Raw genomic sequence first — 14,806 nt, 5'->3', positions numbered from 1 at the left:
CGAGCCTAACCACCGTGGGACGCGCCCGTGGCTCAGTCCTCGAAGGGGCGGGCGATGATCTCGCCGGAGGCCGACTGGAGGACCTCCCAGCCGGCGTCGAGCTCGGCGATCGCGCGACCCTCGAGCCATGTGAGCGTCCAGTGCCCGACGAGTCCGCGACTCTCGACCTCGGCGATGGCGGGTCGCAGCGACGCCGGTACCGAGGCCGGAGCCTCGGTACCGGTCGCCCAGCGCGTCCCCAACTGCATCAGGAGGCCTCGACCGGGGCGAGCTCGATCGCCGTGACGGCGAATGCTTCCGCCTCGGTGAACTCGAGCTCCGCGATGCGGCCGACCGCACGCAGGTCGTCGGCGGCGGCACGCAGGGCGTCGAGCCTTGCGGCCGGAGCGGCGATGGCGGCGCGGGCGACCGGCGTCTTCTGCGATGCCTTCGCCTCTGTCTTGGCGCGACGGATGCCGATCAGCGCCTCACTCGCGGCGGTGAGGACGGCGGGATCACCGTCGATGCCGAGAGCCTCGGGCCAGGATGCGGTGTGGATCGATCCCTCCTCGAACCACGACCACGCCTCCTCGGTCGCGAACGACAGCACCGGGGCGAGCAGCCGGAGCAGCGTCGACAGCGCGAGGCGCAGCGCGAGGGCGGCCGAGGCCTGTCCCACATCGTTCTGGTCGTACGCGCGCTCCTTCACCAGTTCGAGGTAGTCGTCGCAGAACGTCCAGAAGAAGGCCTCGGTGATCTCGAGCGCGCGGGCCTGGTCGTACTTCTCGAACGCGGCGGTCGCATCGGCGATCACACCGTCGAGCGACGCGAGCATCGATGCGTCGAGCGCGTGCGTGACCTGCGCTCCTTCGGGGACCGGGAAGGACAGCACGAACTTCGCGGCGTTGAGGACCTTGATCGCCAGGCGGCGACCGATCTTCACCTGCGTCGGGTTCTGCGGGTCGAAGGCCGCGTCGGTGCCCAGGCGGCTCGAAGCCGACCAGTAGCGCACCGCGTCGGAGCCGTGCGCGTCCAGGATGTCGGCCGGGGTGACGACGTTGCCCTTCGACTTCGACATCTTCTTGCGGTCGGGGTCGACGATGAAGCCGGAGATCGCGGCGTTGCGCCACGGCGCGCGGCTGTCCTCGAGCGTCGAGCGCAGCATGGTGGAGAACAGCCAGGTGCGGATGATGTCCTGACCCTGCGGGCGCAGGTCGAACGGGGCGGTGAGCTGCCACAGCTCCTCGTCGCGCTGCCATCCGCCGGCGAGCTGCGGGGTCAGCGACGAGGTCGCCCAGGTGTCGAGGATGTCGGCCTCGGCATCGAAGCCCCCGGCCACGCCGCGCTGGTCCTCGGTGTAGCCCGCCGGCACATCGATCGTCGGGTCGATCGGCAGCGAAGCGGTGTCGGGCGTGAGCACCCGGTCGTAGTCGCGCTCGCCGTTCTCGTCGAGGCCGTACCAGAGCGGGATCGGCACGCCGAAGAACCGCTGACGCGACACGAGCCAGTCACCGGTGAGGCCCCCGACCCAGTTCTCGTAGCGCACGCGCATGAAGTCGGGATGCCACGTGAGCTCCTGCCCGCGGCCGATGAGCTCGTCGCGCAGCGTCACGTCCCTGGCGCCGTTGCGGACGTACCACTGACGCGTCGATACGATCTCGAGAGGGCGGTCGCCCTTCTCGAAGAACTTCACGGCGTGGGTGAAGGGCTTGCCGACCGCGGTGATGTCTCCGGTCTCCTGCAGCTTCTCCACGAGGGCCTTGCGGGCGCTGAACACCGTCTTGCCTGCGAGGTTCTCCGCGTACCAGTCGATGGCCTCCGCGTTCCCGACGGACTCCGGCGCCGTTGGCAGGAAGCGGCCATCGAGACCGATCGTGGTCATGTTGGGGAGGTGCTGGTCGGCGACCGTGCGCAGCTCGCGCCACCAGACGATGTCGGTCACGTCGCCGAAGGTGCACACCATCGCCGCTCCCGTGCCCTTGTCGGGCTGCGCGAGGTGGTGTCCGTGGATCTCGATCTCCGCGCCGAAGAACGGCGTGCGCACCTTCGTGCCGATCAGGTGCTTGTGCGGACCCTCGGGGTGCGTCACGATCGCGATGCACGCGGGAAGCAGCTCGGGGCGGGTGGTGTCGATCGCGATGGAGCCGGAGCCGTCGGCGAACGGGAACTCGATGGTGTGGTACGCGGCCTGCTGGTCGCGGTCTTCGAGCTCGGCCTGCGCGATGGCGGAGCGGAAGTCGATGTCCCAGAGCGTGGGCGCCAGGTCCTGGTAGGCCTCGCCGCGCTCGATGTTGCGCAGGAACGCGAGCTGGCTCTGACGGATCGTCTCATCGGAGATCGTGCGGTAGGTCTGGGTCCAGTCCACGCTCAGCCCGAGCTGGCGGAACAGAGCCTCGAACTGCTTCTCGTCCTCGATGGTGAGGCGCTCGCACAGTTCGATGAAGTTGCGGCGGCTGATCGGCACCTGGTCGGCGGCACGGCTGGACTTGTTGTCTCCACCTTCGAACGGCGGCGTGAAGTCCTCGGTGTAGGGGAGCGTGGGGTCGCAGCGCACACCGTAGTAGTTCTGCACTCGGCGCTCGGTGGGGAGGCCGTTGTCGTCCCACCCCATCGGATAGAACACGGTCTTGCCGCGCATGCGCTCGAAGCGCGCCTTGACGTCGGTGTGCGTGTACGAGAACACGTGGCCGATGTGGAGGCTGCCGGAGGCGGTCGGCGGCGGGGTGTCGATCGAGTACACGCCCTCACGGCCGGACTGGGCGGCACGGAGCCGGTCGAAAAGGTACGTCCCCTGCTCTGCCCAGGTGGTGTCCCACTTCGCTTCGAGACCTTCGAGTGCGGGCTTGTCGGGAATCACGGACATGAGGGTCTCCTTGAGCGATGTATGCGGCACTGTGTGAGCGTGCCTGAGTGTGGGGTGTGCGCCTCATTCTACCGAGGTGCCGACGCGGGCGGATGTCGTCACTCTTCGACCCAGTCCAAGAATCCGCTCTAGACTGAGAGCATCCCGATCCGTTCATTCTGAGGAATCGCCATGCCCGCAAGATCCGTGCGTCGTCTCCTGCCCTTCGCCGCGCTCGCCGCGACCACCGCTCTCGTGCTGAGCGCGTGCGCCACTCCCGCAGCGCAGAACGGCGGGGACTCCGACGCCGAACTCGTCTGGTCGATCGAAGGGGCGAACCTCTCTGCGGGGCACATGGACCCGCAGGTCAGCCAGCTCGACGTGTCCGGCATGGTGCAGCGGGCGGTGCTCGACTCCCTGGTCTTCCAGGAGGACGACGGCACCTTCTCTCCGTGGCTCGCGACGGACTGGGAGGTGTCGCCCGACAGCACGGAGTACACCTTCACGCTCCGCGATGATGTGACCTTCCACGACGGAGAGCCCTTCGATGCGGCGGCGGTCAAGGCGAACTTCGACCGCATCGTCGACCCTGAGACCGCGTCGGCGCAGGCAGCCAGCATGCTCGGTGCCGACTTCTACGAGGGCACGGAAGTCATCGACGACCACACCGTGAAGGTGAGCTTCTCTCAGCCGTACGCGCCGTTCCTGCAGGCGGCCAGCACGCCGCAGCTCGGCTTCTACTCGCCGGCCGTGCTGGCCGATTCGGCCGACAAGCTCAAGGCCGGCGGCCCCGGCATCACGGTCGGCACCGGGCCGTTCGAGCTCACCGAGTACACGCCCGATCAGGAGCTCGTGTACACGCGCAACGACGACTACGCCTGGGGTCCGCACGGCGAGAAGGCTCCGGCGTTCGAGACGCTCCGGGTCGAGATCCAGCCCGAGGCGTCGGTGCGCGCGGGAGTCATCGAGAGCGGGGAGTCCGATCTCGCCAGCAACATCCCCCCGAACCTCGCGAAGGATCTCGGCGACGGGGTCACGGTCGACTCCATCGAGTACCCGGGCCTCCCGTACTCGCTGTACCTGAACGAGAAGTACGGCGTCTTCGCGGACGAGAAGGTGCGTCAAGCGTTCGCTCGGGGCATCGACATCGATGCGGCGGTCGAGGAGATCTTCTTCGGACAGTTCCCGCGCGCGTGGAGCGTGCTCGGATCGACCACGCCGGGCTACGACGCCGCGCTGGAGGGCACGTGGGCGTTCGACCCCGAGGCCGCGAACGCGCTCCTCGACGAAGCGGGCTGGACCGACCGCGACGATGAGGGCTACCGCACCAAGGACGGCACACGCCTCTCGGTGCGCTGGATCGCCTGGACGCCGGTTCCCGACGACCGTGCCGCGCTGGCCAACGCGATCCAGTCCGACCTCAAGGACATCGGCTTCGAGGTGGTCCGCGAGGTGCTCGAGCCGGGCGCCTACAACGAGCAGTACGGGCCCAAGACGTTCGACCTGACGGACTGGGGCTTCTCCGGCGTCGACCCCGACCTGCTCCGCAGCCACCTGCACACCGACGGCTTCCAGAACGCCTCTCAGGTGTCCGACCCCGAGATCGACACACTGCTCGACACGGCCGTCGCCACCAGCGACCAGGACGAGCGCAACGCGCTGTACACACAGCTGCAGAAGTGGAACGCCACCTACACGGCCATCGTGCCGCTGTACAGCCCGTCCGCGATCACGGCCGTCGGCGAGCGCATCGACGGTCTCGACTACGACCTGTACGGCCGGCCCCTGTTCTACGATGTGACGGTCGGCTGAGCGCGGGGCGATCCTGCGGCGTGGAGGGGGAGCGGTGAGAGCTGTGCTCCTGCGGATCGCCGGGCTGCTCGCCTCCGTGGTCGTCGTGCTGTGGGGTGCCGCCACGGTCGCGTTCCTCGCGTTCCGGGTGATCCCGGGCGACCCGGTGTCGGTCATGCTCGGTCCGCAGGCTCAGGTCAGCGAGGCCGTGAAAGACGGGATCCGTGCTGACCTCGGCCTGGACCGCCCGCCGTTCGAGCAGTACCTGACGTATCTCGGACAGCTCGTGCGCGGCGACCTCGGTGAGTCGTATCAGCTGCGGCTGCCGGTGACAGAGGTCATCGGCCGTCAGCTCGGCGCGACGCTGCAGCTGTCGGCGCTCGCGCTCGGGATCGCGGCGGTGCTCGCCCTCTCCGTCGCGCTGCTCGCGCGCGGCGAGGTCGCCCGCGCCGTCGCCACCGGGGTCGAGCTGGTCGTGCTGTCGTCGCCGGTCTTCTGGATCGGACTGGTGCTCCTGAGCGTGTTCGCCTTCGGTCTCGGCTGGTTCCCGGTGTCGGGCAGCCGCAATCCGGCGACCATCGTGCTGCCGGCCGTCACGCTGGCGCTTCCCGTGGCGGCGCTGCTCGGCCAGGTGCTGCGCGATGGGCTGATCCAGGCGGAGCGGATGCCGTTCGCCGAGACCGTGCGTGCGCGCGGCGCCAGTCGCGGGTGGTTCACCCTGCGCCACGGGCTGCGCCATGGCGCGTCCAGCGCGGTGACGCTCACGGCCTATCTCACCGGGTCGGTCCTCGGCGGCGCCGTGCTGGTCGAGACGGTGTTCGCCCGGCCCGGGCTGGGCCGGGTCACCCTCGCCGCCATCAGCGACCGCGACCTGCCCGTCATCTCCGGCATCATCCTGCTCAGCGCGCTGGTGTTCGTGACCGTGAACCTGTTCGTCGAGCTGCTGCATCCGCTCATCGACCCGCGCCTGCGCCGCACGGCCGCTGCCTCGGGAGCGCGACGATGAGGCGGTCGCAGCGTGTGCTGCTGTGGTGTGCGGTCGCCGTGCTGTTGCTGATCGCGTTCGCGGCGGCGTTCCCCGGCGTGCTCGCGACGCACGACCCGCTGCAGACCGACGTGCGGGGCGCGCTGCTGCCTCCGGGCGACGGGCACCTCTTCGGCACGGATCAGAGTGGCAGGGACGTCTACTCCCGCGTGGTGTACGGCGCCGGACGGTCTGTCGGGGTCGGGCTGCTCGCGACCGCGATCGCTGTCGTCGTCGGGCTCGCGGTCGGAGCGCTGGCGGGTATCGCGCCGCGCGGTGCGGACGTCACGCTGATGCGCGTCAACGACGTGCTGATGGCATTCCCCGAGTTCCTCGTCGCCCTCGTCGTGATCGCCATCCTCGGCCCCGGCCCCGTCAACGTGGCCCTCGCGGTGACGCTGGCGGCCGTGCCCGTGTACATCCGTCTGGCGCGCGTGCAGACCCGCACGCTCGGCGTGGCGGAGCACGTGGAGGCCGCGAGGATACTCGGTGTGCCGGCGGTGCCCGCCTTCGTGCGGCATGTGCTGCCCGGTGTGCTCGGCTCGCTGAGCGTGCTCGCGACCATCGGCATCGGCTCCGCCATCCTCGCCGCCTCCGGGCTCAGCTTCCTCGGACTCGGACCTGCCGAGCCGACGCCGGAGTGGGGGCTGATGCTCGCCGGTGGCCGGAACGTGCTGGGGCAGGCGTGGTGGATCTCGGTGTTCCCCGGCATCGCCATCACGATCACCGTGGTGGCCGCGACCATCGTCGGCCGGATGCTGCGAGCCGGCTCCGAAGGGAGGATGCGATGAGCGGCATGGCACCTCCCGTGCTCGATGTGCAGAATCTGCGGATACGCTTCGCCGCTGCTCCTGTCGTGGACGGAGTCTCGTTCACGGTGTCTGCCGGTGAGTGCGTCGCGATCGTCGGAGAGTCCGGGGCGGGCAAGTCGTTGACAGCGCGCGCCCTGCTCGGGCTCACGCCGTCGGGTGCGAGCGTGGATGCCGACCGTCTGGATGTCGGGGGAGTCGATGTGCGCGGGTGGAAGGACCCCGCCTGGCGACGCATCCGGGGCGCGCAGATCGCCTTGGTATCGCAAGACGCCCTCGTCGCGCTCGATCCGCTGCAACGGATCGGAACCGAGATCGCGGAGCCGCTGCGGCTGCATCCAGCCGCTCTGGACGGTGCGGTGATCGGTGACCGCGTGCAGGCGCTGCTGCGGCGCGTCTGGATGCCGGAGCCGGAGCGCCGAGTGCGGCAGTATCCGCATGAGCTGTCCGGGGGGCTCCGCCAGCGCGCGCTGATCGCCTCGGCGCTCGCGGCGATGCCTGCCGTGCTGGTCGCGGATGAGCCCACGACCGCGCTCGATGCGACCGTGCAGGCGCATATCCTCGACCTGCTGCGTGAGATCGCGGATGCCGGGACCGCTGTCGTGTTCGTGAGTCACGACTTCGCAGCTGTGCGGCGCCTCGCGGACCGGGTGCTGGTGATGCGACGGGGCGAGGTCGTGGAGTCCGGTGCGGTGGCGGACGTCCTCGAGTCGCCGCAGCATCCGTATACGCGGGAGCTCATCGCGGCCACGATCCACGAGCCGCGCGTGCCGGATGCTGCGGCCGACGCAGCGGCCGTGTTGACTGCGTCCGCGGTGTCGAAGGCGTTCGCGGGTGTCCCGGCCGTGGTCGATGCCTCATTCATCGTTCCACGCGGTCGCACACTGGGCATCGTGGGGGAGTCCGGCTCGGGTAAGACGACCCTGGCGCGCATGGTCGTGGGGGTCGAGCACGCCGATCAGGGTGAGGTGCGCTGGGAGCCCGGCCACCGCGTGCAGCTCGTGCATCAGAACCCCCTCGGCGCCTTCGACCCGCGCTGGTCGGTCGGTCGCTCTCTGCGGGAGGCGCTCGCCGCAGGAGGTGTGCCGCGGGGGGAGCGGCCGCGCCGGGTCGAGGAGCTACTCGCCGAGGTCGACCTCGAGTCGGGGCTCGCCGCACGGCGTCCGGCCGCGCTGTCGGGAGGTCAGCGGCAGCGTGCGGCGATCGCACGGGCGCTGGCCGCGGATCCGGACGTGCTGGTGCTGGACGAGCCGGTGTCCGCGCTGGACCCATCGGTGCGCGAGCGGGTGCTGCAGCTGCTGCTGCGTCTGCAGCGCGAGCGCCGGCTCACGATGATCTTCGTCTCGCACGACCTCGACGTGGTGCGCGCCGTCGCCGATGAGGTGCTCGTGATGCAGGACGGGCGCATCGTCGAGCAGGGCAGCATCGCGGACGTGTTCGACGCGCCGCAGCACTCGTTCACCCGAGAGCTGCTCGCCGCGAGTGGGGTGCGCTGAGTCGGGATCCCGCGGGCGGGCGGGCCTGTGCCGTCAGCCCTTGATCTGGATGCCGAGACCGGCCGCGATCACGGGAGCCAGCTGCTGCACCTGGAACTCCGTGAGCGTGGTGCCGCGGAGGCTGTTCGCGTCGAGGAACGAGAGGGCGTCGAGGCCGCGCAGGTCGACGTCGGTGGCGCGCATGCCGCGCGGATCGATCTCGTCGCACGTGGTGCGGGTGAAGCGCACGCGGGTGAGCTCGGCCTGGGGGATGTCGAGCAGGCGGAGGCGGCAGTCCGAGATCTCGACGTCTGTCGCGCGCGCTGCTCCGAGGTTGAGGTAGTCGATGCGGACACCCGTCAGCTCGAGCTCCGAGATGCGCGCCGTGCTCAGATCCAGGGTACCGATGCGTCCGCCCACGATGCGCAGTCGACGCACACCGGCGCCGCGCAGACGCAGCGAGGCGATGCGTGCGTCGGTGAGTTCGACGTCGAGGATCGTGCCGCCGGTCAGGTCGACGGCATCGGCATCCGCCGTCATCCGACACTGTTCGAGCGACGCATAGGCGAGGTCGACTGTGCCGCTGACATCGAGCGTCGCCGCGATGAGGTCGGCGTTGCGGGCCGGGGCGGCCGGGGTGAACTCCTCGGGCAGATCGGGTGGTGAGACCCGCGGCTCGGCGGGGGATTCGGTGCGGGCCATGTGTCGAGGGTACGGGGTGCTGCCGACAGGGGAGGGGCGGGGCGGGACTTCGGATTTCTGCGACATCTCGGACAGCTGCGCCCAACGTCCTCCGAGATGCGGCAGAAGTCCGGGTCTCACTTTTCCTACACAGAGAGAAGCTGGGGCTGCGGGTGCACCACGCGCGGCCTGAGGGCGCGGGAGGCGGATGAGGAGAAGGCAGGGTCGATGGATGTCGACACATACGCCCCGACTCATCCAGGAGGTCATGATGCTGGGCGGTGTCGCCCGAACCTCCGCGCTTCGTGCGCGAGGACTCAGCAGATACGACATCGCGCACGCAGTGGCCGGTTCGGCGGCGTTCGCGGTGCGACAGGGCTGGATCGCTCTTCCGCAGGCAGATCCGATGCTGATCGACGCGGCGAGACGAGGAGTGGTGCTCACCTGCGTCACGCAGGCCCGCCGGCTGGGCCTCTGGGTGCACGAAGACGACGGTCTCTGTCATGTCGGAGCAGCGCCTCGAGCCGCGGTGCGCACGGACCAGGGAGTGCGTGTCCACTGGGCGCGTCCGTTGATCCCACGCGATCCGGATTCGCTCGTCGACTCCAGACATCCGCCATGACGCCGAGCTGAAGATGCTCGGCTACCACGTCATCCGCGTGGGGTATCGGCAGGTGATGGATCAGTGGCACGTCGTGCACGACTTGATCATGCACGCTGTCGCGCAAGGACTCCACCGCGTGCCGCGCGCATGACTTCGGATTTCTGCAGCATCTCGGATCGCCGGCCGCGAAACGTTCCTGAATGTGGCCGATCTCCGAAGCCTGACACACGCGTACACTGGAGGGACGAGCATCGATCCGGCATCACCGGGGAGCTCTCGGAAGAACAGTCCGGAGACGGACCCAGTAGAACCGAGCGGGGCAGGCCCGTCACAGCCGCAGTGAGAGTGGTCGCGTCGTCAGGCGTGGCACGCGAGGTGGTACCGCGGTCCGCGAGGGTCGTCCTCGCAGGAGCATCCGCCACGACGACCACTGCGAGACACGATGACCTACCCCCGCCCTTCGACCAGCTCAGGGACCTCTTCCTTCGGCCCCGCCGCTGCCTCCGTCGCGCCCAGCCCCCGCTTCCCGCAGATCGAGGAGGAGGTGCTCGCCTTCTGGGAGAAGGACGACACCTTCCGCGCCTCGATCGCGCAGCGCGAGGGCTCGCCCGAGTGGGTGTTCTACGACGGCCCGCCGTTCGCCAACGGCCTGCCCCACTACGGTCACCTGCTCACCGGCTACGCCAAGGACGTGTTCCCGCGGTTCCAGACCATGACCGGTCACAAGGTCGACCGGGTCTTCGGCTGGGACACCCACGGGCTCCCGGCCGAGCTCGAGGCGATGAAGCAGCTCGGGATCACCGAGAAGAGCGAGATCGAGGCCATGGGCATCGACGTCTTCAACGCGAAGGCCAAGGACTCGGTCCTCGCCTACACGCGTGAGTGGCAGGACTACGTCACCCGTCAGGCGCGCTGGGTCGATTTCGAGCGCGGCTACAAGACACTCGACCTCGGATACATGGAGAGCGTGCTCTGGGCCTTCAAGACCCTCTACGACAAGGGCCTCGCCTACGAGGGATACCGTGTGCTCCCGTACTGCTGGCGCGACGAGACCCCGCTGTCCGCGCACGAGCTGCGCATGGATGACGACGTCTACCAGATGCGCCAGGACCCGTCCGTCACCGTGACCTTCCCGCTCACCGGCGCCAAGGCCGAGGCCCTCGGCCTCACCGGAGTGCGCGCGCTCGCCTGGACGACCACCCCGTGGACCCTTCCCACCAACCTCGCGCTCGCCGTGGGTCCGGAGATCGAATACGTGGTGCTGCCGGCCGGTCCGAACGGCGCGGCCGACGTGCATCAGGCCGCCGGGACGACGGATGCCGCGGTCGAGGCCTCGGCGCACCGCTACCTGCTCGCACGCGAACTGCTCGGCGGATACTCCAAGGATCTCGGCTACGAGAGCGTCGATGACGCGCTCGCCGCGGTGGATGCGACGGTCCGCGGCGCGGAGCTGCAGGACGTGACCTACGACCGTCTGTTCGACTACTACGCCGACGAAGAGACCTACGGCACCGAGAACGCCTGGCGCATCCTGGTCGACGACTACGTCACGGTCAGCGACGGCACCGGCATCGTGCACCAGGCACCGGCGTACGGTGAGGATGACCAGCGCGTCGCCGGTGCCGCCGGCATCCCCACGATCCTCTCGCTCGACGACGGCGGGCGGTTCCTCCCGAACGTCACAGACGTCGCCGGCGAGCTCTGGATGGACGCGAACACTCCGCTCGTGCGTCTCATCCGCGATAGCGGACGCCTGGTCCGTCTGCAGAGCTACGAGCACTCGTACCCGCACTGCTGGCGCTGCCGTAACCCCCTGATCTACAAGGCCGTGTCGAGCTGGTTCATCCGTGTGACGGACATCAAGGACGACATGCTCGCGAACAACGAGCAGATCACCTGGGTGCCGGAGAACGTCAAGCACGGGCAGTTCGGCAAATGGCTCGAGGGCGCACGCGACTGGTCGATCAGCCGCAACCGCTACTGGGGCTCGCCGATCCCGATCTGGAAGAGCGACGACCCGGAGTACCCGCGCGTCGATGCCTACGGGTCGCTGGAGGACCTCGAGCGCGACTTCGGGACGCTGCCGCGCAACCCGGAGGGCGAGATCGACCTGCACCGGCCGTACATCGACGACCTCACCCGTCCGAACCCCGACGACCCCACCGGCAAGAGCACGATGCGCCGCATCGAAGACGTCTTCGACGTGTGGTTCGACTCGGGTTCGATGCCCTACGCGCAGGTGCATTATCCGTTCGAGAACCAGGAATGGTTCGATTCTCACGCTCCTGCGGACTTCATCGTCGAGTACATCGGGCAGACGCGCGGCTGGTTCTACGTCATGCACGTGCTGTCGACCGCGCTCTTCGACCGCCCCGCCTTCACGGGCGTGAGCTGCCACGGCATCGTGCTCGGCAGCGACGGCTACAAGATGTCCAAGTCGCTCCGCAACTACCCGGATGTGTCGGAGGTGCTCGACCGAGACGGCTCCGACGCGATGCGCTGGTTCCTGATGTCGAGCTCCGTGCTGCGTGGCGGAAACCTGGCGGTGACCGAGGAAGGGATCCGGTCCGGTGTGCGGGAGTTCCTGCTGCCGCTGTGGAACTCCTGGTACTTCTTCGCGACGTATGCGAACGCTTCGGATCCTTCGACAAGCTCAGGGACCCAGCCCAGCGGCGGGTATGAAGCCGAGTGGCGCACGGACTCGACCGACGTGCTCGACCGTTACATCCTCGCCCGACTCGGCGATCTGGTGCGCGATGTGCGCGCCGACCTCGAAGGTCTCGACTCGACCACCGCGGCCGCGCGGCTGCGCGACTTCGCCGAGGTGCTGACGAACTGGTACATCCGTCGCTCGCGCGATCGGTTCTGGGTCGGCGTGACCGACGATCCGAAGAGCCGGGAGGCGTTCGACACGCTCTACACGGTGCTCGAGACGCTGACGCGTGTCGCCGCGCCGCTGGTGCCGCTGATCAGCGAGCGCGTCTGGCAGGGCCTCACCGGTGGCCGCAGCGTGCACCTGACGGATTGGCCGGATGACGAGCAGTTCCCCGCAGCCGACGAGATCCGCGACGCGATGGATGCCGTGCGCGAGCTGTCGAGCGTCGGCAACGCGCTGCGCAAGAAGGAGAAGCTGCGCGTGCGGCTTCCCCTCGCACGGTTCACGGTCGTCTCTCCGCTCGCGGCCTCGCTCGGACAGTTCGAGGACATCCTCCGCGAGGAGCTCAACGTGAAGTCCGTCGAGCTCGTAACGCTCGCCGACGACACAGCGGTGTCCTACGGCATCGACCACCGTCTGAGCGTCAACGCCCGCGCGGCCGGTCCGCGTCTGGGCAAGAACGTGCAGACCGTCATCAAGGCGGCGAAGGCCGGGGACTGGTCCGAGACCGCTGGTGTGGTCACGGCCGGAGGCATCGCGCTGGAGCCGTCGGAGTACGAGCTGGTGCTCGAGACGACCGGTCGCCCGGAGGGAGAGGCTCTCGCCATCGTGCCGACGGGCGGCTTCGTGCTGCTGGACACGCAGACCACGCCGGAGCTCGAGGCCGAGGGCCTTGCGCGCGACGTCATCCGCGCCGTGCAGGAGACCCGCAAGAACGCGGACTTCGACGTGAGCGACCGCATCCGTCTGGACCTGCGCTTCGCGAGCGATGAGGATGCGGACGCCGTCTCGGCCGCGTTCGAGATCGCCGAGGTCGCGGGGGAGACGCTCGCTCTGGAGCACTCGCTGCTGCGCGGCGACGCGGAGCTGCCCTTCGCCGAGTTCACGGCGGTGATCCCGAAGGGTACGTACGCCAACCGCGAGGACTTCACGATCGCCGTCAGCCGGATCGGAGCAGACGCATGACCGACAAGGACAGGGCGGATGCCGTCTACGAGACTCTCCTGAGCCGCTCGGGGGAGCGCTGGGTGCAGCCGCGCAAGGAGCGCACCGCGCGAATCCTGGCGTACCTGGACGACCCGCAGCGCACCTACCGCGTCGTGCACATCACCGGCACGAACGGCAAGACCTCCACCGCGCGCATGATCGAGAGCCTGCTGCGGGCGCACGAGCTGCGCACCGGACTGTTCACGAGCCCGCACCTGGAGCGCTTCACCGAGCGCATCCTGATCGACGGCGAGCCGATCGCCGATGCGGCGTTCGCCGACGCCTGGGACGAGATCGAACCGTTCGTCGGGATCGTCGACGCCGAGCTGGAGGCCGACGGCGAAGAACCGCTGACGTTCTTCGAGCTGCTGACCGTGCTCGCCTTCGTCGCGGTCGCGGACGCGCCCGTGGACGTGCTGGTGCTCGAAGTCGGCATGGGCGGGGAGTGGGACTCCACGAACACCGCCGATGGCGACGTCGCGGTGTTCGCGCCGATCGACATCGACCACGCGGATCGCCTGGGCGACACGATCACCGAGATCGCGCAGGTCAAGGCCGGGATCATCAAGGAGGGGGCGGCGGTCGTCTCTGCTCAGCAGCCCGCAGAGGCCGCAGAGGTGCTGCGCCGCGTCGCCGCCGAGCGCCACGCGACCATCGCGTTCGAGGGCGAGGAGTTCGGCCTCACGGATCAGAAGCTCGCCGTCGGCGGCCAGCTCATCTCGATCCGCGGACTCGCGGGTGAGTACTCCGAGGAGTACCTGCCGCTGTACGGCGCGCACCAGGGCCACAACGCGGCACTCGCGGTGGCCGCGGTCGAGTCCCTCATCGGCGGTGCCACGCAGCGCATCGGGGCAGACATCATCTCGGACGGCCTGCAGGGGACGACCTCGCCTGGTCGTCTGCAGCTGCTCGGCATCGCCCCCACGGTGGTCGTCGATGCCGCCCACAACCCGCACGGCGCGCATGCGCTGGCGCAGGCGCTGGACGACAGCTTCGACTTCGACGAGTGGGGTCTGGTGCTGGGCATCCTGAGCGACAAGGACGCGGCGGGCATCGTCGCGCAGCTTGCGCCCGGCGTCGCGCACGTGTTCGCCACGGCTCCCGACTCCGACCGGGCGAGCGAAGCGGATGCCATCGCCGACCTCGTCGAGCAGACCGGCCGGCGCGCCACCGTGCACCACACGCTGGCCGAGGCAGCAGATGCCGCCCGGGAGTGGGCCGCATCGTCCGACCGCCGCGCGGTCGTGATCGCCGGATCCGTCGTGCTCGCCGGTGAGGCCATCGCGCTGTCGGAGGAAGAGGACTGGAAATCGGGGTGGCGCGCATGAGCGCCGATGCGACCCCCGCCCGGGCTCCCCGTCCGCCGCGCACGCTCGTGCAGAAGCTGGCGCCGATCGTCCTCGGCTTCGAGGCGATCGTCGTGTTCCTCGCCGGTCTCACGGTGTTCGGGCTCAAGGCATTGCCTGCGGGCGTCGAGCAGTGGTGGGGGATCGTGGGCGGTGCCGTGCTGGCACTCGCCTGCATCGCCACCGCCGGAATGGCGGCGAAGCCCTGGGCGATCACGGCAGGATGGGTGATCCAGGTGATCCTCGCCCTCGCCGCGATCCTTGTTCCCGCAATCCTGCTCGTCGTCGTGATTTTCGGCGGCATGTGGGCGTATGCGACCATCGGAGGGGCCCGATTGGACGCACGACGTCCCGCCGAGCCCTCGACAGAGACTCAGACAGAGAGTGAATGAC

At 69.1% G+C, this 14,806-nt stretch carries 11 protein-coding genes; 8 read left to right on the top strand and 3 right to left on the bottom strand.

The window, feature by feature from the left end:
- Positions 1–32 precede the first annotated feature (32 nt).
- Both KZC51_RS13340 and valS read right to left on the bottom strand, forming a co-directional pair.
- Positions 33–248, bottom strand: coding sequence for a hypothetical protein (locus KZC51_RS13340; RefSeq protein WP_247630432.1), 216 nt, complete (start codon positions 246–248; stop codon positions 33–35).
- On the bottom strand, positions 248–2,842 hold the full coding sequence (valS, locus tag KZC51_RS13335) for a valine--tRNA ligase (RefSeq protein ID WP_247630431.1): 2,595 nt from the start codon (positions 2,840–2,842) through the stop codon (positions 248–250). The genes KZC51_RS13340 and valS overlap by 1 nt, the downstream gene beginning before the upstream one ends.
- A 171-nt stretch (positions 2,843–3,013) precedes the next feature.
- On the opposite strand from valS, the gene KZC51_RS13330 reads away from it, so the two are divergent.
- From KZC51_RS13330 to KZC51_RS13315, 4 genes are read left to right on the top strand one after another with little or no spacing between them, the layout of a single operon-like run.
- The gene (locus tag KZC51_RS13330; protein ID WP_247630430.1) at positions 3,014–4,633 is read left to right on the top strand and encodes an ABC transporter substrate-binding protein; all 1,620 of its coding nucleotides are present in this window, start codon (positions 3,014–3,016) and stop codon (positions 4,631–4,633) included.
- A gap of 34 nt (positions 4,634–4,667) precedes the next feature.
- A complete protein-coding gene (locus tag KZC51_RS13325) occupies positions 4,668–5,618 on the top strand; it encodes an ABC transporter permease (protein WP_247630429.1) in 951 nt (316 codons plus the stop codon).
- Positions 5,615–6,427: an ABC transporter permease gene (locus KZC51_RS13320; protein WP_247630428.1), complete on the top strand. Its 813-nt coding sequence runs from the start codon at positions 5,615–5,617 to the stop codon at positions 6,425–6,427. Before KZC51_RS13325 ends, KZC51_RS13320 begins: the two co-directional genes overlap by 4 nt.
- Positions 6,424–7,941, top strand: a complete 1,518-nt coding sequence (locus tag KZC51_RS13315; RefSeq protein ID WP_247630427.1) for an ATP-binding cassette domain-containing protein — start codon at positions 6,424–6,426, stop codon at positions 7,939–7,941. The genes KZC51_RS13320 and KZC51_RS13315 overlap by 4 nt, the downstream gene beginning before the upstream one ends.
- Positions 7,942–7,974: 33 nt before the next feature.
- Here the strand turns inward: KZC51_RS13315 and KZC51_RS13310 are convergent, their stop codons facing one another.
- Positions 7,975–8,622, bottom strand: coding sequence for a pentapeptide repeat-containing protein (locus tag KZC51_RS13310; protein ID WP_247630426.1), 648 nt, complete (start codon positions 8,620–8,622; stop codon positions 7,975–7,977).
- Positions 8,623–8,833: 211 nt separating this feature from the next.
- Here KZC51_RS13310 and KZC51_RS13305 point away from each other — a divergent pair, with 211 nt between their 5' ends.
- From KZC51_RS13305 to KZC51_RS13290, 4 genes are all read left to right on the top strand, one after another.
- Positions 8,834–9,223 (top strand): hypothetical protein, encoded by a 390-nt coding sequence (locus KZC51_RS13305; RefSeq protein WP_247630425.1) that lies wholly within the window; start codon positions 8,834–8,836, stop codon positions 9,221–9,223.
- Between the two features lie 424 nt (positions 9,224–9,647).
- Positions 9,648–13,046 carry an isoleucine--tRNA ligase gene (gene ileS / locus KZC51_RS13300; protein WP_247630424.1) on the top strand — a complete coding sequence of 1,133 codons (3,399 nt, stop codon included), beginning with the start codon at positions 9,648–9,650 and terminating at the stop codon, positions 13,044–13,046.
- Positions 13,043–14,395 carry a bifunctional folylpolyglutamate synthase/dihydrofolate synthase gene (locus KZC51_RS13295; protein ID WP_247630423.1) on the top strand — a complete coding sequence of 451 codons (1,353 nt, stop codon included), beginning with the start codon at positions 13,043–13,045 and terminating at the stop codon, positions 14,393–14,395. The genes ileS and KZC51_RS13295 overlap by 4 nt, the downstream gene beginning before the upstream one ends.
- Positions 14,392–14,805 carry a DUF4233 domain-containing protein gene (locus KZC51_RS13290; RefSeq protein ID WP_247630422.1) on the top strand — a complete coding sequence of 138 codons (414 nt, stop codon included), beginning with the start codon at positions 14,392–14,394 and terminating at the stop codon, positions 14,803–14,805. Before KZC51_RS13295 ends, KZC51_RS13290 begins: the two co-directional genes overlap by 4 nt.
- Position 14,806: the final 1 nt, after the last annotated feature.

Origin of the sequence: Microbacterium croceum (assembly GCF_023091245.1) — a bacterium.
Taxonomy (GTDB): domain Bacteria; phylum Actinomycetota; class Actinomycetes; order Actinomycetales; family Microbacteriaceae; genus Microbacterium; species Microbacterium croceum.
Note: the sequence above shows the minus strand (reverse complement) of the source record. Positions and strands in the feature narration are given on the sequence as shown.

Excerpts from the sequence above, each read along its gene's own strand:
- KZC51_RS13330 (WP_247630430.1), top strand. The coding sequence starts at position 3,014 with ATGCCCGCAAGATCCGTGCGTCGTCTCCTGCCCTTCGCCGCGCTCGCC.
- valS (WP_247630431.1), bottom strand. The coding sequence starts at position 2,842 with ATGTCCGTGATTCCCGACAAGCCCGCACTCGAAGGTCTCGAAGCGAAG.
- KZC51_RS13320 (WP_247630428.1), top strand. The coding sequence starts at position 5,615 with ATGAGGCGGTCGCAGCGTGTGCTGCTGTGGTGTGCGGTCGCCGTGCTG.
- KZC51_RS13310 (WP_247630426.1), bottom strand. The coding sequence starts at position 8,622 with ATGGCCCGCACCGAATCCCCCGCCGAGCCGCGGGTCTCACCACCCGAT.
- KZC51_RS13315 (WP_247630427.1), top strand. The coding sequence starts at position 6,424 with ATGAGCGGCATGGCACCTCCCGTGCTCGATGTGCAGAATCTGCGGATA.
- ileS (WP_247630424.1), top strand. The coding sequence starts at position 9,648 with ATGACCTACCCCCGCCCTTCGACCAGCTCAGGGACCTCTTCCTTCGGC.
- KZC51_RS13290 (WP_247630422.1), top strand. The coding sequence starts at position 14,392 with ATGAGCGCCGATGCGACCCCCGCCCGGGCTCCCCGTCCGCCGCGCACG.
- KZC51_RS13340 (WP_247630432.1), bottom strand. The coding sequence starts at position 248 with ATGCAGTTGGGGACGCGCTGGGCGACCGGTACCGAGGCTCCGGCCTCG.
- KZC51_RS13295 (WP_247630423.1), top strand. The coding sequence starts at position 13,043 with ATGACCGACAAGGACAGGGCGGATGCCGTCTACGAGACTCTCCTGAGC.
- KZC51_RS13305 (WP_247630425.1), top strand. The coding sequence starts at position 8,834 with ATGTCGACACATACGCCCCGACTCATCCAGGAGGTCATGATGCTGGGC.